Source organism: Sanguibacter sp. TS_SC_8 (genome assembly GCF_055361235.1).
In genome coordinates, this window is record NZ_CM143955.1 from 2,955,575 (window position 1) to 2,974,192 (window position 18,618).

The window sequence follows — 18,618 nt, forward strand, 5'->3', positions numbered from 1 at the left end:
GACGGTCGTCGTCCACCACGTCCGGACCCGTTAGGCTGGGCCTCACAGTGGCGGAACCCTTTGTCACAGCGACGTATCCATGCTCCTGCAGGCTGTCCAGGCCACCATGTGAATGTTCAGTGGAGCATGTTCAACCCTGACCTCGGAGGTCTGTTGTGTCCGACGATCGCCCGATCTTCCCCGTCGTCATGCGCGGCTACGACCGATCACAGGTCGACGGACGCATCCAGTCCCTCGAGTCGAACCTGGCGAAGTCGCTCGCGCAGATCGAGGCACTCGAAGCACACACGCGACAGGTCACCACCGACCTCGACGCGGCCCACGAGAAGATCCGTGAGACCGACCGCCCCTCCTACGCCGGGCTGGGCTCACGCATCGAACAGCTCATGCGCACCGCCGAGGAGCAGTCGACCGACGTCATGTCTCAGGCGAACACGCACGCCGAGGACGTCGTGAACCGAGCGAAGACGACCTCCGGGCAGATCAGGTCGCGTGCCGAGAACGAGGCCGCCGAGATCTTGGCTGCGGCCCGCCGCGAGGCGGACGAGGTCAAGGCCGCCGCCCACAACGAGGCCGAGACCGCCACCGTCTCGGCCGAGCGTCGCGCAGAGGAGCTGGTGGGGTCGGCAGAGCGGGAGGCCGCCCGGATCCAGACGGCCATCATCACCGAGGGGACCGAGCGTCGCACGTCCCTCGAGCGCGAGCTCGGGACCCTGCGCGCGACCACCGAGCGCGAGACCACCGAGCTGCGCGTGACCACCGAGCGCGACGCCCAGGCGCTGCGCACCAGCACCGAGGAATGGGCGGCGAACGAGCGCGAGGAGGCGGCTCGCTACGCACGTGAGCTGCGTCAGGCGACCGACGCCGAGACCACCGAGCTGCGCCACCGGACGGACTCCGAGACCGCGGCGGCCCGCAAGGACGCCGACGACTACACCTCTCATCTGCGAGCGTCCGCCACCCGCGACACCGACGAGCTGCGCCAGCGCACCGAGACCGACGCCGCCTCCATGCGCGCGGCGGCCCAGCAGGAGGTCGACGCCCGCCGCGCCGAGCTCAGCCGCGAGCTCGCCTCGCTCCGTCAGGCGACCGAGGCCGAGATCGCCGCCTTGCGGTTCGGCGTCGACCAGGAGCTCGATGCCGTGCGCCTGCAGGCAGAGCACGACCTCTCGGACCTGCGCACCACGACCGAGCGCACGACGACCGAGCTCGCTACCCGCGCCAGCCTCGAGGCGACGCACCTGGTGGAGACCGCGACCCGGGAGGCCGCGGAGCTGCGCGAGAGCGCCCAGCGCGAGACCGCCGAGCAGCGCGAGAGCGCCGCGCGCGAGACGACCGAGCTGCGGGAGCAGACGGCCGTGGACGCCGCCAAGGTCGTCTCGGACGCCCTGCGCCAGGCCGAGGAGACACTCTCCACGAGCCGGACCGAGTCCGCGGCGATGCTCGACGCCGCTCGTGAGGGGCTCGCTCGCGCCGAGCTGGACATCGCCGCCAAGCACGAGGCGGCCCAGCTCGCCGACACCGAGCTCCACGCCCAGAGCAAGGCCGAGACCGACCGCCTGCTCAGCGACGCCGAGCGGCACGCCGCCGAGGCCGAGCAGCGGGCCGCGGAGGCCCTGGCGACCTTCGAGCAGATCCGCAAGGACAGCGACGCCTACACCAAGGAGTCGGCCGAGTCGGCCCGTCTGGCTGCGGAGGCCATCACCGCCTCCTCCCGCGAGCAGGCCGAGCAGACCCTCAGCGACTCCCTGATCGAGGCCGAGCGGGAGCGCAGCGCCGCCCAGCGTCAGGTCGACGACCTCAACCGTCAGCGCGAGTCCATCACCACCTACCTCGACGAGCTGCGGAACCTGCTGGGCAGCGAGGCCATCCCGAGCGCGTCCACGCTCGAGAAGGCCGCGGCGGTCGAGGAGTCCTTCGCCGCCGCGACCGCCACGCAGCAGAAGCCGAAGAAGCCGGCCCGCCGCGCTCCGCTCTCGGCGCAGGGAACCCCCACCCAGGGCACCCCCGCCCAGCAGGCGCGCAAGGCCGCGGCCGGGAAGGCCCGTCCGGCTCCGCTGTCCGCGTCCCCCGCGACCAGTGACGCCCACGACACCGATCACGCCGGCGACACCAGCGACACACCCGGCGCTGAGGTCAGCCCGGTCGTCCCGGTCAACCCGGTCAGCCCGGTCGTCGACGCGACCCCGGACCAGGGTGACGCCGTGTCCGGCACCACGCCTTCCGACGACGGCGAGGAGCGCATCGAGGCGTCCGAGGCACGTTGATCGACGTGTCCGGCAGCCCCGAGAGCTCATGGCGTGAGAAGGCCTCGCTCAACGCCGCCCACCAGCGGTCCGAGCTCGAGCGCAAGCGTCGGGTGCAGTCCGACCAGGCGCGGGCGATGATCGCGGAGTTCGTCCGTGCGGCCGTGGCCGCCGAGGTCCCGACCCGCAGGTTCGTCGCCCGCAGCTACGGCGGCGGGTCGAACTACCGGACCTCGGTCGACGGCTGGTACCTGCGCAAGAACGAGAGCGTGGGGGTCGGCATCGACGGGGAGTTCTACGTGCTCACCGTCCAGGGCTCGCTCATGGCACGCCTGCGCGGGGCCGAGCTCACCCCGAGCGACCCGCCGCTGGTGCTCGGCCAGGGAGCGCGGGACGGCGAGTCCATCGACCTCAGCGAGGCGCTGGATCGAGCCCTCCACCCCGAGCGACCGGTCTGACCTCGGCCCTGCGACCTCAGCCCCTCCGGCTCGGGCCGCCGGTCAGTACGTCGGCGGCACCCGGTGGACCAGCTCGGCCAGCGCCTGCGCGACGTCGTCCGGCGCCTCGATCGCGCTCATGTGCCCGGCGTCGGGGACCACGACGAAGACCGGCTCGCTGAGCGCCGCCACCATGTGCTCGGCTGCTGCCACGGGGGTGAGCGTGTCCTGCGCCCCCACCACGACCGTGGCCGGTCCGGCGAACCCCGCCAGCACGCCAGTCCGGTCCGCGCGCGCGGCCATGGCCCGTTGCGACCAGGCGACCCCGGCCGGGGACTGCGCACCGATCCATCCGTCGAGCACGTCGACCAGGCCGGGACGCCGAGTTCGGCTGGTCGCCCCGAGGGTGCTCGACCTCATCCCCCGCACCGCCTCGACGGTCCCGGACTGCTCCACCTCGTCGGCGACCCGCAGCCGGTTCGCGCGCGCGGCGTCGTCGTCCGCGGTGGACTTGGTGTCCACCAGGGCGAGACCAGCGACCAGGTCGGGGTGGCGTTCGGCGAGGGCGAGGGCGACATACCCGCCCATCGACAGACCCGCGACGACCGCAGAGGTGATCCCGGCGTCGCGCAGGGAGGCTGCGACCGCGTCGGCCGCGATCTCGACGGAGGGGACGGGAAACTCTGCGAGCGGGGTCTCCCCCAGCCCGGGCAGGTCGACCGCGACGACGGTGACGTCGTCCGGGAGCGCCCGCGCGACGTCGTCCCACATGCGGTGGTCGAGCGGAAACCCGTGCAGCAGGAGCAGCGCCGGCGCGCCGGGTCCGGCGTCGCGGTAGGTGAACAGGGAGACGCGGGGATCGGTCATCGCGGTACCTCTCTCATCGGGTGCCTCTCATCGGGTGCCCCAGCAGCGTGAGTGCCAGTGGCGGCGGTCGGCGAGCGCCGCCTGCACGCCGAACAGGGAGTCGTTGGCCCAGGCCACGACGTGCGCGGTGCCGGCGGCAATCTCCTGGTTGCAGCCGGGGCACCGGTAGGCCTTGTCGTTCCCGCGGACGCTCTGGACCGTCCACTCCTCACCGCGGCGCTCCTCGGTCCGCCGGCCCCCGGTGACCCGGTCCAGGTCGAGCGGTCGATACTCCTCGGTGTAGGGGCGACGCGAGGAACGACGTGAAGACGGCATGGGTCCATCCTCCCAGCAATCGGCCGGCGCGCACCCACGTCCCGCGCCGGCGAGAAGGGCCTGGTGGGTCGCTCGTCTCAGGGACCTTCCAGCATTCGACGCTACAGTTGCGAGGCCCGCGGCTTCGGCCGCACGCCTCTCGACCATCGAAGGACTGACTCGTCTTGAAGAACCGCACTGTGCGCGGGATCGCCGCGCTCACCCTCGGAGCAGCGCTCCTCCTGTCCGCCTGCGGGACCTCCGACGAGACGACGCCGTCGCCGAGCGACTCCGCCACCGTCGCCGCCGCAGAGCCGACCGCAGCGGACATCGCAGCCCTCGAGGCCGTGACCGTGGCCGGCGACCCCGGCGCCAAGCCGACGCTGACCATCGCGGCCCCGTTCACGACGAGCGCCGAGGTGACCCGTGTGGCCTCCGAGGGCACCGGCGACGAGATCCTCGAGGGCAACCTCGTCGGCCTCCAGCTCGTGGCGTACACCGGGTCCGACGGCGCGGAGGTGCAGTCGAGCTGGGACGTCCCCGCCTTCGAGGTCGCCCTCGACGGCACGGAGCTGCCGCCCGCCCTCACCGAGGCGCTCGCCGGGCAGAAGGTCGGCGTCCGCGTCCTGTACGCCCAGCCGCAGGCCCCCGTAGAGGGCGCGACTGAAGCGGCCGCCGAGTCGGTCATCTACGCGGTCGACGTCACCTCCACCCGCCCCGTCCCCACCCGCGCCGAGGGCGAGGCCGTCACGCCTCCCGCCGGCCTGCCGACGGTCACGCTCGACGAGTCCGGCGCGCCGACCGTCACGATCCCCGACGCCTACCCCGCGCCCACCGAGCTTGTCGTCCAGCCCCTCATCACCGGCACCGGACCCGTCGTCGAGGCAGGCCAGACGGTCGAGTTCCACTACGCCGGATACAAGCTCTCCGACGGCACGAAGTTCGAGGCCTCCTGGGACTCAGCCACACCGTTCACGTCCGCGATCGGGACCGGCGCCGTCATCGCCGGCTGGGACCAGGGACTGGTCGGCCAGACCGTCGGCAGCCAGGTGCTGCTCGTCATCCCGAAGGCGCTCGCCTACGAGGGCTCGGCGAACGACCTGGCCACCGAGGACCTCGTCTTCGTCGTGGACATCCTGCGCGTCAAGTGATCCGCGGGCCGATCGCACCCGCTCTGCTCGTCGCGCTGACCGCGCACAACCGACCACCGAAGGACTGACTCGTCGTGAAGAACCGCACCGTGCGCGGAATCGCCGCACTCACCCTCGGAGCAGTGCTCCTCCTGTCTGCCTGCGGGGACGACACGGAGGACGCCACCTCGACACCGGGCGCCTCCGCCACGACGCCGGGCGCCGCCCCCGAGGAGACCTTCGCGACCCCGACCGCCGAGGACGTCACCGCCCTCGAGTCGGTGACGTGGACCGGCGACGCCGGCACCAAGCCCACGCTCGCCTTCACCGCGCCCCTGACGGTGACCACTGCCGTGTCCCGCGTGGTCACCGAGGGCACCGGTGAGGCCCCCGGAGAGGGCGGCGTGGTCTGGGTCCGAGCGGTCACCTATGACGGGAGCACCGCGGCGGAGCTGGTGGGGTCCGCGAGCTCGTGGGACGCCCCGCAGATGCTCGACCTCAGCACTGCCCCCGAGGGCCACCCGTTGGCGGCGATCCTGCTGGGCAAGACCCTCGGCACGCAGGCTCTGTACGCGGCGCCGGTCGAGAAGGAGGACGGGACCTCCGTCACCGCCCTGACCGCGCTCGAGATCGTCGCGGCGCCCCCGACCACCACCCTCGAGGAGGGCATGCCGACGGCGACCTTCGACGAGTCTGGCGTCCCGTCGATCACCGTCCAGCCCGGGTTCGCCGGGCCGACGGAACTCCTCACCCAGGTCCTCGTCGAGGGCGATGGCGCGGTCGTGGAAGATGGCCAGACGGTCACCGTGAACTACAGCGGCTGGCTGCAGTCGACCGGTGAGAAGTTCGACTCCTCCTGGGACCGCGGCGAGACCTTTGACGTCGCCCCGATCGGATCCGGCGCCGTCATCGCGGGCTGGGACCAGGGTCTGGTCGGTCAGCAGGTGGGCAGCACGGTCATGCTGGTCATCCCGTCGGACCTGGCGTACGGCCCGCAGGGCAACGCCAGCATCCCCGGTGGCGCGTCGCTCGTCTTCGTCGTGGAGATCGTCTCCGCGACGTAGCTCACCGACCTGATCCGAGGCCCGCTCACCCCACCGGTGAGCGGGCCTTTCGTCGTTCCGGGGCACCGGGGTTCCGCGTAGGGTGAGCGGGTGACCGCGACTGTGCACTCCACGCCCACCGACCGTGAAGTCCTCACCTGGGAGACCTTCGGCCGCGCCTCCCGCGAACTCGCCGAGCAGGTGGTGGCCAGCGGGTTCCTGCCCGAGGTCGTCGTCGCCGTCGCGCGCGGCGGGCTGCTGCCCGGCGGCGCCGTCGCGTACGCGCTGGGCACCAAGGGTGTGGGCACGCTCAACGTCGAGTTCTACACCGACATCGGCACGACCCTGCAGGACCCGCGGGTCCTCCCCCCGCTCATGGACACCTCCGAGCTCCCGGGTGCCCGCGTCCTCGTGGTCGACGACGTAGCCGACTCGGGCAGAACCCTCGCCCTGGTCATGGGCATGCTCGCGGACAAAGGTGTGCTGGCCCGCTCCGCAGTCCTGTACACCAAGCCCGCCTCGATCGTCGTGCCCGACTACTCCTGGCAGACCACCGACCGCTGGATCACCTTCCCGTGGTCGGCCCACCCCCCGGTCGACGGCGCGCTGCCGGCCGCCCGCGAGTAGCGACACCCGGGTCAGATCTCGGCCGGGCTGACCGGTGGCTGCACCGGGCCCACGCCGGTGTCGGCCGGCGCTCCCCGGGCGACCCGGAGCAGGTGCGGGACCAGGAGGATGAGCCAGACCGCGGTGGGGATCAGTGACACCATCGCCAGAGCCAGCCCGACCGACCCGACGTTCGCCGGGACGAGCATGGTCGCTCCGGTGACCAGGCCGACAGCACCAGGCAGCCGACCGAAGATGCGGTGCCGCACCATCGTCGCCGAGAAGACGAGGGTGCTGATCCCGCCCAGGACGTAGCTGGTGGCGAACGTCCCGCCGTCGTAGAGGGTCAGCAGGCTCCGGCCCGCTGCCTGCAGCGCGGCCTGGTCCGCCGGTGATGTCGCTGCGGCGTACTGGTCGCTGAGCATCCACATCGAGAAGGTCGCCTCCCGCGAGACGACGAACAGCACCAGGCTGAACAGACCCACCACCAGGGCCAGCAGTGCCCAGGCAGGTGCCGCGTGCCGGAGCACCACGTACAGCGTCAGGTAGAAGGGAATCAGCGCGAGGTAGTCGAGGGTCAGGAGGATGTCGAGGTCGAGGAGCCCGAGCAGCGGGCTGTCCTGGAACAACGCGAAGAACTCCTCGACCGTGTCCGGGGGCCGGTGGAGGAGGAAGACTGCCGCCTGGATCGGGATCATCACCACCACCAGGACCGCGGCGGCGGCACCGAGCCGGATCAGACCTCGCCATTCCGGGCCGATCAGCCCTGTCGTTGCGGATTCGCTGGTCATCGTCACACCTCCACGGTCGAGCTGGGTCAGGGACAGGGTCGCGGTCAGGGGATGGGGACGAGCGGCTCGAGCCAGCTCGGTTGCCACAGCGCAAGGGCGATGAGGGCGGCGTCGATCGCGAGCCCCACGACGAGCTGCTTGTCCCAGTAGAGAAGGAGCAGCACCGCGGAGACTCCCGCGGCGACGATCGTCAGGACCGGCCACGCACCAGACAGGCCGGGCGCCCCCCACACGCTCAGCGCCACCAGCACCCCGACGACGAAGCGCACGACGGCGGTCATGGCGCGCTCCGGCTGCCCTCGAGGAGCCCTTTGAGGCCGGTCCAGATGGATCGCTCCTGGCGTCGCCCGATCCAGCCGACCAGCGGACCCGCGAGCCGGGCCGGGCCAGCGACCGCGACGTCCCAGTCCCACGAGAACAGGGTCCCGCCCGGGACGGAGCGGCACTGCACCTCACCCTCGACGACAGCACCGGTCATGGTGGAGCGGCTCGCCAGCCGATGGGGGCGATCGAATCCGGTGCACTCGATCGTCACCTGCACCGGTCCGCCCCGGCTCTCGACCGTCGAGCGGAACTGCGTCCCCACCCCGATCGGCCCCTCGGTGAGCTTCACCGACTCCACCATCTTCTCGTTGTAGCTGGGCTCGTTGCGCTGGTCCGCGACGAAGTCGAAGACCTCGTCGACCGGCCGGTGGATCTCGATGCTGCCGCGGAGTCTGGTCATGGCGTCCTCCCCTGACCCCCGATGTGCTCCGGCGGCTGCTCACCACGATCCTCGCCCCGTTCGATGCTCGGTAGGGTCTTCCGACCCGCCGCCCGGCCCACATCATGGCGTCGGCAGGCAGGCGGGGCGTGGTGCCCGGGCCAGAACGCGCGAATGATGACCTTTGGCACTACCTTGGTCTCGGAACCACGCCTAGTGTTGCGCTTGGCACCCGCCGACACCGGCTGAGGGAGGCGCGATGACCCGCAAGGACATGATCCTGCTCGGACTGCTGCTGTTCAACGGCGTGAGCGCCGTGGCCGGAGGCCTCGCCCTGATGACCGACTGGATTCCCGAGCAGGCCTCCTGGGTCCGGCACACCGACTTCCCCAGCAACTACTTCCCGGGCGTGATCCTTCTGGCGATCGTCGGCGGCAGCTCGCTCATCGCCGCCACCGCCCTGGTCAAACGCAGCGACGGCTGGCAGCTGACCAGCATCGTCGCGGGAGCGATCATGGTGTTCTGGATCGTCGGCGAGGTCGCGTCGATCCGCGCCTTCCATGTGCTGCAGCTGATCTTCCTCGTGACCGGATCGCTCGTCGTGGTGTGGACACCGGCTGGACACCGGACCGGGACAGGCCGCGAGGACGATCCCTCATCCCGCCAGGCGGGCTAGCTCCTCCCGCATCGCCTGCACGAACACGGCTCCGGGAACCCTGGCTTCGTCGAAGTGGATGCTGCACCTCAACCTGCCGGCGTAGGACACCGCCGCGACGCCGAGCCGAACGTTGCCGGCCAACCCACCGACCGGCCAGATCGCGACCGTCGGCGCCCCCGCAAGATGCAGCTGGTCAGCGGTGCCAGGCACGTTGGTGACGAAGCCAGCCACGACGTGCTGGCGGTGAGCGACGTGGTCCATGACACGCGCACCCCAGGGGCCGCGCATGAACTCCAGCGTCCCCTGCTCGCGGGCGCGCACCTTCTCCTCCCGGGTGCGGGCAGCGATGAGTCGAAGGCGCGCGTCAGGCGCCGGAACACCGAGTGGCAGCCGCACGAGCATGACACCGACCTGGTTGCTCGACGTGCCCCGCCGGCGCAGGGCGACCGGGACCGAGACCGGCAGCTCGGCGGGCACCTGTTCCCCGGCCCAAGACAGGGCTGAGGCGTAGCCCGCCGCGACAGACGCGAGCAGAGCGTCGTTCACCGTCGCCCCGAGCGGTCGCGTCCGCGCCTGGAGCGCCGCGAGGTCCGCGTCCACGAAGAGGACTCCGCGATGCGGGCCGCGGTCCCCGAGCAGCATCGTGGGCCCGATCCCCTGGCCGCCGACCATCGACACCACACGATGCAGACCGACACCGAGCCGCCGGAGGCTGGGGAGCCGAAGCGACCCTCGGCGGGTCGAGGCCGCCGGTGTCAGTGCCGGGGTCTGGATCGGGTTCGGGTCTGCGGCCGCGTGCCGGGCCGCCGCTCCCGAACGCTCGAAGAGCTGGTCCACGATCGCGAGCGCTGCAATCCCGTCGGCGATCACGTGATGGATCCGCAGCACGATCCCCACCTGTCCGGGGCCCGCTCCCGGCACGACGAGGAGCTCCCACGGAGGGCGGTCCAGTGCCAGTGGCACGGTCATCAGCTCCCCGCAGGTCCGCTCGAGACCCCCGAGCCCCTCGACGGGGTCGATGAGCCGGATGTGGGTGTCGAGGTCGGGTGGCACCTCGACCCAGCGATGCCGGCGACCGCTCGCGACCGGGATGCGGCGCAGCGCCGGCAGCGCAGCGATCCGCGGGCGGAGCGCGGCACGCAGGGCAGCCATGTCCGGACTGCCGTCACGACCGACACACCCGCCCGGCGCGAGGAGTCCGGCGATGAGGAACACGTTGACCTGGCCGGGATGGTCGATCACCAGGTTCGCCTCGTCGACCGCCGCAAGCCGCCCCGTCGCTGACCGCATGCCGCCAGCCTAGGTGGGCGCCGCGCCGGCGGCCACCGCGCGAGAAGCGCGGGAAACCACCGAGAGGCATAGATTTGTCGTGGTGCGATCCACACCCGGACCGCCCTGCCTGCCGGCCCTCACCGAGGAGATCTGATGCGCGCTCTTGTGGTCTACGAATCCTTGTGGGGCAACACCGCGCAGGTGGCGCGGGCCATCGGCACCAGGCTCAGCGCCCAGGCGGACGTCGAGATCCTCGACTCCGATGCCGCCCCACGATCGGTCGAGGGATACGACCTGCTCGTGGTCGGTGGCCCCACGCACGCCTTCTCGATGACCCGCGCCTCGACTCGATCCGACGCGGTCACGACCCGGTCCGCCCCGCACGAGCCGACCCGTGGAATCCGGGAGTGGCTCAACGAGCTCGACCGGCCCGCGACGCAGATCCCGGCGGTCGCCTTCGACACCCGGGTCGCCAAGCCGCGCCTTCCCGGTTCCGCCGCGAAGGCGGCGAGGCACGAGCTGCGCTCGCTCGGTTTCGAGACGTCGGTCAAGCAGCAGACCTTCCACGTCCACGGCTACGAGGGCCCCCTCGCCGACGGTGAGCTCGACCGCGCAGCGGAGTGGGCCGACGAGGTGCTCGCACAGCTCGGTACCAGCACGTAGCAGCTCGGTACCAGCACCTAGCACCGCTGCGACGAGGCCGTCACGACAGGGCAGGACAAGGCAGTCACGACGAGCCCGTCACGACGAGCGACCCCGAGACGTGACCTGAGCGGAGGGCGTCGAGCGCGGTGCGCGTCTGGTCGGCGGGGTACGGGGTGACCGTCGGGGAGACGTGGAGTGCGTGGGCGAGCCGGAGCAGCGCGCTGCCGTCCGCGCGGGTGTTGGCGGTCACCGTGCGCAGGTCCCGTTCGTCGAAGAGGTGCCGCGTGTAGTCCATCGCGGGGATGTCGCTCATGTGGATCCCGGCGAGCACCACCGTGCCACCCCGCTCGGTGGCCTCCAGCGCTCGCGGGACCAGCGCTCCGGCGGGGGCGAACACGATCGCCGCATCGACCTTCACCGGCGGGGCGTCGGTGGCGTCACCGACGAAGGCCGCACCGATCCGTCGAGCAAGATCCTGGCTCTCCTCGCCGCGTGTCATGACGTACAGCTGCGCACCGGCCGCTGCAGCCAGCTGGGCGGTGATGTGCGCGCTCGATCCGAACCCGTAGATGCCGAGCCGTCCACCCGGGGGGAGGTTGGCCCGCGTCAGCGCCCGGTAGCCGATGATCCCCGCGCACAGCAGGGGTGCAGTCGTGGCAGGGTCGGTGTCGGAGGGTAGGACGTAGGTGTAGGTCTCCGGCGCGACCGCGTACTCAGCGAAGCCCCCATGATCGTCCCACCCGGTGTATCGGGAGTGTGGGCACAGGTTCTCTCGACCCTCACGGCACCACCGACACGCACCGCAGGTGCGGCGCAGCCAGGCGATCCCGACGCGGTCACCGCGGCGGGCCTGCCGGACGGCGGGGCCGACGTCGACCACGACGCCGACGATCTGGTGACCGGGAACGACGTGGGGCAGGTGGACGGCCAGCTCGCGGTCGATGACGTGCAGATCGGTGCGACACACCCCGCAGGCCTCGACCCGGACGAGCACCTCGTCGGGACCCGGCGCCGGCACGGGAAGTTCCGCCAGTGCGAGGCTGCCCGCCTGGTCCCCGGTCACCCACGCCTTCATGTCCCGCGCCTCCCCGTCCCGTCCGCTCCCTCACCCAGCCCACCACGACCGCGACCTCCATCCCAGGTGAGGTTGGCCCCTCCTGTACGCGACCAAGTGCCCGATCCCTGCCACGCTGTGCGGCGCGCCCGAGGGGGCTTTCGGCACTGACCGCCCGGCTGCCCCGAGTGAGACGCTGACATCAGGCTCCGCGAGCACGCAGAGACGAAGAGCACGCAGAGACAGAGTGCAGATCGAGGGGAGCATCGCCATGAGCCACACCTGGACCGTGTCCGTCCACCTGTTCGACGCCGACGACATCGAGCCCGGAGGTGTCCTGACCACCGCCCACGCCGTCCTCACCACGACCGCCGGCACGTCGCTCGAAGGGCACGGGGTCGCCCGGCGCAACCCGCACGACACCGCTGTCAGGGAGATCGGAGAAGAGCTCGCCACCGCCCGGGCGCTGCGTGACCTGGCGGACCATCTGCTGCAGGCGACCTCCGAGGACATCGCCGAGATCGAGCACCATCCGGTCAACCTCCAGCAGTGACCGCGCGAGCACGCGACAGCTCAGGGACGTGCACATCGTGGATCGCGCGATAGTATTCCAGAAATCGCTGGAATACTGGAGCACCCATGACACCGCAGACGTACGAGCAGGTTGCCCAGCTCGGCAAGGCCATCGGCCACGGCACGCGGCTCGAGCTCCTTGAGCTCGTGGCGCAGGCTGAGCAGAGCGTTGACGATCTAGCGCGCATCAGTGGCACAGGCGTGACGTCGGTGTCGGCTCATCTGCAGGTTCTCAAGGGTGTTGGCCTGGTCGCGACCCGCCGCGAAGGAACGAGGATCTACTACCGGCTCGCCGCGGACGAGGTCGCCGGGGTGGTCGTGGCGCTGAAGGCTGTCGCTGCGCAGGTGCTGCCCCGGTCGGCGGCGTCCCGGGCCGGCGCCATCGACGTCGTGCCGCTCACGCACGGTCTGGAGCAGACACGCGAGGCGTTCATGCTGGACGTGCGCCCGCGGCGAGAGTTCGACGCCGGCCATTTCCCCGGCGCGACGTCCATACCGCTCGCCGAGCTCACCGAGCGAGCTGGTGAAGTACCGGCAGGGCGACGAGTCATCGTGTACTGCCGCGGTGAGTTCTGCATGCTGGCCCGTGATGCGGCGGCGCTGCTGCGTGGGCGAGGGGTGGACGCCTCCGCGATGGACGAGGGTGTGCTCGAGTGGCGCGCCGGTCACCGCGTGCACCTGACGGCCACGGCATGAGCGCGACGACCAGGGCGCAGGTCACGCCCGACGTCGTCGCGGAGTACGCGGCCTCTCCGCAGCGCCAGCACGCGCTGTACCAGCGCACCCTGCGGGTGGTGATCCTCTCGCAGGTCTTCGGAGGAGCGGGCCTGGCCGCCGGGGTCACCGTCGGGGCGCTGCTTGCTCAAGACATGCTCGACAGCGACGGGCTGGCCGGGCTCCCTGCTGCGCTGTTCACCCTGGGTTCTGCCGGGGCCGCCTTCCTCGTGGGGCGCATCTCCCAGCGCCGCGGGCGACGGGTGGGACTCACCGCAGGATTCCTCACCGGTGGGCTGGGTGCCCTCGGCGTCGTCGCAGCGGCCGTCACCACCAGCGTGCCGCTGCTCTTCGTCTCGCTGCTCGTCTACGGCGCCGGGACCGCCACGAATCTGCAGGCCCGCTATGCCGGCACCGACCTGGCCACACCGCGTCGGCGGGCCACGTCGGTCAGCCTGGCCATGGTGTCCACGACGCTGGGGGCGGTCGCGGGTCCGAACCTGGTCACTCCGATGGGCAGTCTCGCGACGTCGATCGGCGTCCCGGCGCTGGCCGGGCCGTTCCTGCTCGCGGCGGCCGCCTACCTGGTCGCCGGGACGGTCCTGTTGATCTGGCTCCGGCCCGACCCCTTCCTCATGGCCAGGGCGATCGCCGCGCACACCCACTCGTCGCAGGAGGTGTCGCCCACCAGCCCCGGACCGACTGGGCTCAACCGTGGGGTGGTTGTGGGCACCACCGTCATGGTCCTGACCCAGATTGCGATGGTGGCGATCATGACCATGACGCCCGTCCACATGTACGCCCACGGCCACAGCCTCACCGAGGTGGGCGTCGTGATCGGCATCCACATCGGCTCGATGTACCTGCCGTCGCTCGTCACCGGGATCCTCGTGGACAGGCTCGGGCGCATGGTCATGTCGGTGGCGTCGGGAGTGACGCTGCTGGCCGCCGGGATCGTCGCAGCGACCGCCCCGGCGGACTCCATGACCCAGCTCATGGTCGCGTTGTCGCTGCTCGGCCTCGGGTGGAACTTCGGGCTCATCAGCGGCACGGCGCTCGTCGTCGACGCCACGCCTGTCCAGACGCGGGCCAAGACTCAGGGGTCCATCGACGTCCTCGTCGCACTGGCCGGCGCGGGCGGGGGCGCGATGTCGGGCATGGTCATGGCCGGCACCAGCTACGCGACGCTCTCCCTGGCCGGAGGCGTCCTGTCCCTCCTGCTCATCCCCGTCGTCCTGTGGTCCCGCCGGCCCCGGTGAACGAGTCAGGGCCTACATCACCCCGAGAGAGCACGAACCCGCCCTGGTCGCGGGGACCAGGGCGGGACAGGTGATGAGGGCGGGACAGCCGGTGAGATCGGGACCTAGAAGTCCCAGTCCGCGTCCTCGGTGTTGACGGCCTTGCCGATGACGTACGACGAGCCGGACCCGGAGAAGAAGTCGTGGTTCTCGTCGGCGTTGGGGCTCAGCGCCGAGAGGATCGCCGGGTTGACGTCCGTCTCGTCCTTGGGGAAGAGCGCCTCGTAGCCGAGGTTCATGAGCGCCTTGTTGGCGTTGTAGCGCAGGAACTTCTTGACGTCCTCGGTGAGCCCGACGCCGTCGTAGAGGTCAGCGGTGTACTGGACCTCGTTCTCGTAGAGCTCGAAGAGCAGCTCGAAGGTGTACGCCTTCATCTCGTCGCGCTCGGCCGGGGTGAGCTTCTCCAGGCCCTTCTGGTACTTGTAGCCGATGTAGTACCCGTGCACGGCCTCGTCGCGGATGATGAGGCGGATGAGGTCGGCCGTGTTCGTCAGCTTGGCGCGGCTGGACCAGTACATCGGCAGGTAGAAGCCGGAGTAGAAGAGGAAGGACTCGAGCAGCGTCGAGGCGACCTTGCGCTTGAGCGGGGAATCACCGTGGTAGTACTTCAGCACGATCTCGGCCTTGCGCTGCAGGTTGACGTTCTCCTCCGACCAGCGGAAGGCCTCGTCGATCTCCGACGTGGAGATGAGCGTGGAGAAGATCGAGGAGTAGCTCTTGGCGTGGACCGACTCCATGAACGCGATGTTCGTGTAGACGGCCTCCTCGTGCGGGGTGATCGCGTCGGGAATGAGGCTGACCGCGCCCACCGTCCCCTGGATCGTGTCGAGCAGCGTCAGACCGGTGAACACCCGGGTCGTCAGCTCCTTCTCGGCCGGCGTCAACGTCGCCCAGGACTGGATGTCGTTGGACACCGGAACCTTCTCGGGCAACCAGAAGTTCCCGACGAGGCGGTCCCAGACCTCAAGGTCCTTGTCGTCCTCGATGCGGTTCCAGTTGATCGCCTGAACGCGGCTGACCAGCTTGAGCTTTCCGGTGGACATCTCTACTCCCTCTCCCACCCGAAGGCAGGCATCCCGACAATAAGTGCACTACCCACGAGCAACCCGCAACCCGCCTCCGACACAGCCGACCCAGCCCACCCGGCCCCCCGCCCCACCAAAGGTGCGACGGGACCCGAGCACCTGGAGCGATCCGGGTCTGTGATCGTGGTGGGCCTGGCAGGCCGCGCAGCGGCCCGGCGATCACAGACCCGGATCGCGGAAGGTGCGGCCCAGCCAACAACAACTACAGCATGCAGGACACGCAGCCCTCGACCTCGGTCCCTTCAAGCGCCATCTGCCGCAACCGGATGTAGTACAGCGTCTTGATCCCCTTGCGCCACGCGTAGATCTGCGCCCGGTTCACGTCACGCGTCGTCGTGGTGTCCTTGAAGAACAGCGTCAGGGACAGCCCCTGGTCCACGTGCTGCGTCGCCGCGGCGTACGTGTCGATGATCTTCTCGTAGCCGATCTCGTACGCGTCCTGGTAGTACTCCAGGTTGTCGTTGGTCAGGTAGGGCGCCGGGTAGTACACGCGCCCGAGCTTGCCCTCCTTGCGGATCTCGATCTTCGAGGCGATCGGGTGGATCGAGGAGGTCGAGTTGTTGATGTAGCTGATCGACCCGGTGGGCGGCACGGCCTGGAGGTTCTGGTTGTAGATGCCGTGCTCCATGACCGAGGCCTTGAGCTCGCGCCAGTCGTCCTGGGTGGGGATGTGCACGCCGGCGGTCGCGAACAGCTCGGCGACGCGGGCGGTGGCCGGTGCCCACTCCTGCTCGGTGTACTTGTCGAAGTACTCCCCCGTGGCGTACTTGGAGTCCTCGAAGCCCCCGAAGAAGCGGGACCGCTCGATCGCGAGACGGTTGGACGCCGCGATCGCGTGGAAGGCGACCGTGTAGAAGTAGATGTTCGTGAAGTCGATGCCCTCTTCGGAGCCGTAGAAGACGCGCTCCCGGGCGAGGTACCCGTGCAGGTTCATCTGGCCCAGGCCGATCGCGTGACCGGACTCGTTCGCGCGCTTGATGGAGGGGACCGACTCGATGCTCGTCTGGTCCGAGACCGCCGTCAGCGCACGGATCGCGGTGTCGATCGTCTTGGCGAAGTCCGGGGAGTCCATCGCCTTGGCGATGTTGAGGGAGCCGAGGTTGCACGAGATGTCACGACCGACGTGGTCGTAGGACAGGTCGGCGTTGTAGGTCGAGGGCGTGGAGACCTGGAGGATCTCCGAGCACAGGTTGGAGTGCGTGATGCGGCCCTTGATCGGGTTCGCGGCGTTGACCGTGTCCTCGAACATGACGTAGGGGTAGCCGGACTCGAACTGCAGCTCGGCGAGGGTCTGGAAGAACTCGCGCGCCTTGATCTTCGTCTTGCGGATCCGGCCGTCGTCGACCATCTCGCGGTACTTCTCCGAGATCGCCACGTCGGCGAACGGCTTGCCGTAGACGCGCTCGACGTCGTACGGGGAGAAGAGGTACATGTCCTCGTTCTTCTGGGCCAGCTCGAAGGTGATGTCCGGGATGACGACGCCCAGGGACAGGGTCTTGATCCGGATCTTCTCGTCGGCGTTCTCCCGCTTGGTGTCGAGGAACCGCATGATGTCGGGGTGGTGGGCGTGCAGGTACACCGCGCCCGCACCCTGACGTGCGCCGAGCTGGTTGGCGTAGGAGAAGGAGTCTTCGAGCAGCTTCATCACCGGGATGACGCCGGAGGACTGGTTCTCGATGTGCTTGATCGGTGCGCCGTGCTCGCGGATGTTGGAGAGCAGCAGGGCCACGCCGCCGCCGCGCTTGGACAGCTGCAGGGCGGAGTTGATGCCGCGGGCGATCGACTCCATGTTGTCCTCGATGCGCAGCAGGAAGCAGGAGACTGCCTCCCCGCGCTGGGCCTTGCCCGAGTTGAGGAAGGTGGGGGTCGCCGGCTGGAAGCGGCCCGAGATGATCTCCTCGACGATGTCGAGGGCGGTCTGCTCGACGCCGTCGGCCAGGGTCAGGGCGACCATCGCCACGCGGTCCTCGAAGCGCTCGAGGTAGCGCTTGCCGTCGAAGGTCTTGAGCGTGTACGAGGTGTAGTACTTGAAGGCGCCGAGGAAGGTCTCGAAACGGAACTTCTTCGAGTACGTGAAGGCGAAGAGGCTCTTGATGAACGCGGCGTTGTACTTGGCGAGGATCTCAGGCTCGTAGTACTTGTTCTCGACGAGGTACTCAAGCTTCTCGTCGAGGCTGTGGAAGAACACCGTGTTCTGGTTGACGTGCTGCAGGAAGTACTGCCGCGCCGCCTGTCGATCCTTGTCGAACTGGATCTCACCGTCGGGCCCGTAGAGGTTGAGCATCGCGTTGAGCGAGTGGTAGTCGAGCTCGGCCTCTACGCCGGAATCCGTGACTGTCGTTGCCAAAACTGATCCAATCCTTCGCGGACGCGTAGTACGTCCTCAGCAGTTCCAAGAAGTTCGAAGCCGTACAGGTACGGCACGTCGCACTTGGCGGCGACGATCCCACCGGCGATGCAGTAGGCCGAACCGAAGTTCGTGTTGCCGGCGGCGATCACTCCGCGGATGAGCGAGCGGTTGCGCTCGTCGTTGAGAAACTTCACGACCTGACGGGGGACGGCCCCGCCCTCGTTGCCCCCGCCGTAGGTGGGGACCATGAGGACGTAGGGCTCGTCGACCCGGAGGAATCCGTCCGCAGGTCGCACGGGGATGCGCAGGGCATCACGACCGAGCTTGAGCACGAATCGGTGGGTGTTCTCGGATGTGGACGAGAAGTAGACAAGATCTGCCATGCCACCTCACCTCCGTAGGTCAGTGCGCCCGGGTGTCAGGCGACGCGGGTCGGGCGACGTCGGGTCAGGCGACCTGGGCCACCTTGGCGGCCAGGGCGCTGATCTGGTCGGGGCGGAAGCCGGACCAGTGCTCGCTGCCGGCCACGACGACCGGAGCCTGGAGGTAGCCGAGGCCACGCACCATCTCCAGGGCCTCAGCGTCCTGGCTGATGTCCACGATCGTGTACTCGATGCCGCGCTTGTCGAGAGCTCGGTAGGTCGCGTCGCACTGGACACATGCCGGCTTGCTGTAGACCGTGATGCTCATCCTGGCGTCTCCTCGGGGTGTGGGGCTTCTTCAGCCCGTCGATACATGCTGTGGGGGTCGAGCGCACTACGTTCCAACCACTCATCTCGGGCACTGCGCCGTTCGGTCTCCGTCGACCGTAGCGGCGGGTGACCTCGAACTACACGGCTGGAACTACGTTCA

The 18,618-nt window shown here is 69.8% G+C and carries 21 protein-coding genes; 10 read left to right on the plus strand and 11 right to left on the minus strand.

Features of this window, described 5'->3' with window-relative positions; translation table 11 throughout:
• The first annotated feature begins 155 nt into the window (after positions 1-155).
• Entirely contained in the window at positions 156-2,267 is a 2,112-nt protein-coding gene (locus tag ACWA15_RS13430) for a coiled-coil domain-containing protein (protein ID WP_464055841.1), read from the plus strand.
• A gap of 5 nt (positions 2,268-2,272) precedes the next feature.
• Complete coding sequence (locus ACWA15_RS13435; protein ID WP_464055842.1) at positions 2,273-2,704, plus strand: hypothetical protein; 432 nt, start codon at positions 2,273-2,275, stop codon at positions 2,702-2,704.
• Between the two features lie 42 nt (positions 2,705-2,746).
• On the opposite strand, the gene ACWA15_RS13440 is transcribed toward ACWA15_RS13435, so the two are convergent.
• Entirely contained in the window at positions 2,747-3,550 is an 804-nt protein-coding gene (locus ACWA15_RS13440) for an alpha/beta fold hydrolase (protein ID WP_464055843.1), read from the minus strand.
• Positions 3,551-3,577: 27 nt separating this feature from the next.
• Positions 3,578-3,865 carry a hypothetical protein gene (locus ACWA15_RS13445; protein ID WP_464055844.1) on the minus strand — a complete coding sequence of 96 codons (288 nt, stop codon included), beginning with the start codon at positions 3,863-3,865 and terminating at the stop codon, positions 3,578-3,580.
• 164 nt (positions 3,866-4,029) lie between these two features.
• On the opposite strand from ACWA15_RS13445, the gene ACWA15_RS13450 reads away from it, so the two are divergent.
• From ACWA15_RS13450 to ACWA15_RS13460, 3 genes are all read left to right on the plus strand, one after another.
• Entirely contained in the window at positions 4,030-4,995 is a 966-nt protein-coding gene (locus tag ACWA15_RS13450; RefSeq protein WP_464055846.1) for an FKBP-type peptidyl-prolyl cis-trans isomerase, read from the plus strand.
• 74 nt (positions 4,996-5,069) lie between these two features.
• Positions 5,070-6,038, plus strand: a complete 969-nt coding sequence (locus tag ACWA15_RS13455) for an FKBP-type peptidyl-prolyl cis-trans isomerase (protein ID WP_464055847.1) — start codon at positions 5,070-5,072, stop codon at positions 6,036-6,038.
• 90 nt (positions 6,039-6,128) lie between these two features.
• Entirely contained in the window at positions 6,129-6,644 is a 516-nt protein-coding gene (locus ACWA15_RS13460; protein ID WP_464055849.1) for a phosphoribosyltransferase, read from the plus strand.
• An 11-nt stretch (positions 6,645-6,655) separates the two neighbouring features.
• Here the strand turns inward: ACWA15_RS13460 and ACWA15_RS13465 are convergent, their stop codons facing one another.
• From ACWA15_RS13465 to ACWA15_RS13475, 3 genes are read right to left on the minus strand one after another with little or no spacing between them, the layout of a single operon-like run.
• The gene (locus ACWA15_RS13465; protein ID WP_464055851.1) at positions 6,656-7,414 is read right to left on the minus strand and encodes a DUF4386 family protein; all 759 of its coding nucleotides are present in this window, start codon (positions 7,412-7,414) and stop codon (positions 6,656-6,658) included.
• A gap of 44 nt (positions 7,415-7,458) precedes the next feature.
• Positions 7,459-7,695 carry a hypothetical protein gene (locus ACWA15_RS13470; RefSeq protein ID WP_464055852.1) on the minus strand — a complete coding sequence of 79 codons (237 nt, stop codon included), beginning with the start codon at positions 7,693-7,695 and terminating at the stop codon, positions 7,459-7,461.
• The gene (locus ACWA15_RS13475) at positions 7,692-8,138 is read right to left on the minus strand and encodes an SRPBCC family protein (protein ID WP_464055853.1); all 447 of its coding nucleotides are present in this window, start codon (positions 8,136-8,138) and stop codon (positions 7,692-7,694) included. The genes ACWA15_RS13470 and ACWA15_RS13475 overlap by 4 nt, the downstream gene beginning before the upstream one ends.
• A 238-nt stretch (positions 8,139-8,376) precedes the next feature.
• On the opposite strand from ACWA15_RS13475, the gene ACWA15_RS13480 reads away from it, so the two are divergent.
• Positions 8,377-8,793 (plus strand): hypothetical protein, encoded by a 417-nt coding sequence (locus ACWA15_RS13480; RefSeq protein WP_464055854.1) that lies wholly within the window; start codon positions 8,377-8,379, stop codon positions 8,791-8,793.
• On the opposite strand, the gene ACWA15_RS13485 is transcribed toward ACWA15_RS13480, so the two are convergent.
• Positions 8,773-10,065: a wax ester/triacylglycerol synthase domain-containing protein gene (locus ACWA15_RS13485; protein WP_464055855.1), complete on the minus strand. Its 1,293-nt coding sequence runs from the start codon at positions 10,063-10,065 to the stop codon at positions 8,773-8,775. The genes ACWA15_RS13480 and ACWA15_RS13485 overlap by 21 nt on opposite strands.
• 135 nt (positions 10,066-10,200) lie before the next feature.
• Between ACWA15_RS13485 and ACWA15_RS13490 the strand changes: the two genes are divergently transcribed.
• Complete coding sequence (locus ACWA15_RS13490) at positions 10,201-10,710, plus strand: flavodoxin family protein (protein ID WP_464055857.1); 510 nt, start codon at positions 10,201-10,203, stop codon at positions 10,708-10,710.
• Positions 10,711-10,774: 64 nt separating this feature from the next.
• Here ACWA15_RS13490 and ACWA15_RS13495 read toward each other — a convergent pair whose 3' ends face one another.
• Positions 10,775-11,767: a zinc-dependent alcohol dehydrogenase family protein gene (locus ACWA15_RS13495; protein WP_464055859.1), complete on the minus strand. Its 993-nt coding sequence runs from the start codon at positions 11,765-11,767 to the stop codon at positions 10,775-10,777.
• A gap of 250 nt (positions 11,768-12,017) precedes the next feature.
• Between ACWA15_RS13495 and ACWA15_RS13500 the strand changes: the two genes are divergently transcribed.
• From ACWA15_RS13500 to ACWA15_RS13510, 3 genes are all read left to right on the plus strand, one after another.
• On the plus strand, positions 12,018-12,299 hold the full coding sequence (locus ACWA15_RS13500; protein ID WP_464055860.1) for a DUF1876 domain-containing protein: 282 nt from the start codon (positions 12,018-12,020) through the stop codon (positions 12,297-12,299).
• Positions 12,300-12,385: 86 nt separating this feature from the next.
• The gene (locus ACWA15_RS13505) at positions 12,386-13,015 is read left to right on the plus strand and encodes a metalloregulator ArsR/SmtB family transcription factor (protein WP_464055861.1); all 630 of its coding nucleotides are present in this window, start codon (positions 12,386-12,388) and stop codon (positions 13,013-13,015) included.
• A complete protein-coding gene (locus tag ACWA15_RS13510; RefSeq protein WP_464055862.1) occupies positions 13,012-14,292 on the plus strand; it encodes an MFS transporter in 1,281 nt (426 codons plus the stop codon). Before ACWA15_RS13505 ends, ACWA15_RS13510 begins: the two co-directional genes overlap by 4 nt.
• Positions 14,293-14,396: 104 nt before the next feature.
• Here ACWA15_RS13510 and nrdF read toward each other — a convergent pair whose 3' ends face one another.
• From nrdF to nrdH, 4 genes are all read right to left on the minus strand, one after another.
• A complete protein-coding gene (nrdF, locus tag ACWA15_RS13515; protein WP_464055864.1) occupies positions 14,397-15,374 on the minus strand; it encodes a class 1b ribonucleoside-diphosphate reductase subunit beta in 978 nt (325 codons plus the stop codon).
• A 244-nt stretch (positions 15,375-15,618) separates the two neighbouring features.
• The gene (gene nrdE / locus ACWA15_RS13520) at positions 15,619-17,700 is read right to left on the minus strand and encodes a class 1b ribonucleoside-diphosphate reductase subunit alpha (protein ID WP_464059513.1); all 2,082 of its coding nucleotides are present in this window, start codon (positions 17,698-17,700) and stop codon (positions 15,619-15,621) included.
• Positions 17,701-17,732: 32 nt separating this feature from the next.
• Positions 17,733-18,149, minus strand: a complete 417-nt coding sequence (gene nrdI, locus ACWA15_RS13525; RefSeq protein WP_464055865.1) for a class Ib ribonucleoside-diphosphate reductase assembly flavoprotein NrdI — start codon at positions 18,147-18,149, stop codon at positions 17,733-17,735.
• A 64-nt stretch (positions 18,150-18,213) separates the two neighbouring features.
• Complete coding sequence (gene nrdH, locus ACWA15_RS13530) at positions 18,214-18,456, minus strand: glutaredoxin-like protein NrdH (protein WP_464055866.1); 243 nt, start codon at positions 18,454-18,456, stop codon at positions 18,214-18,216.
• Between the last annotated feature and the right edge of the window lie 162 nt (positions 18,457-18,618).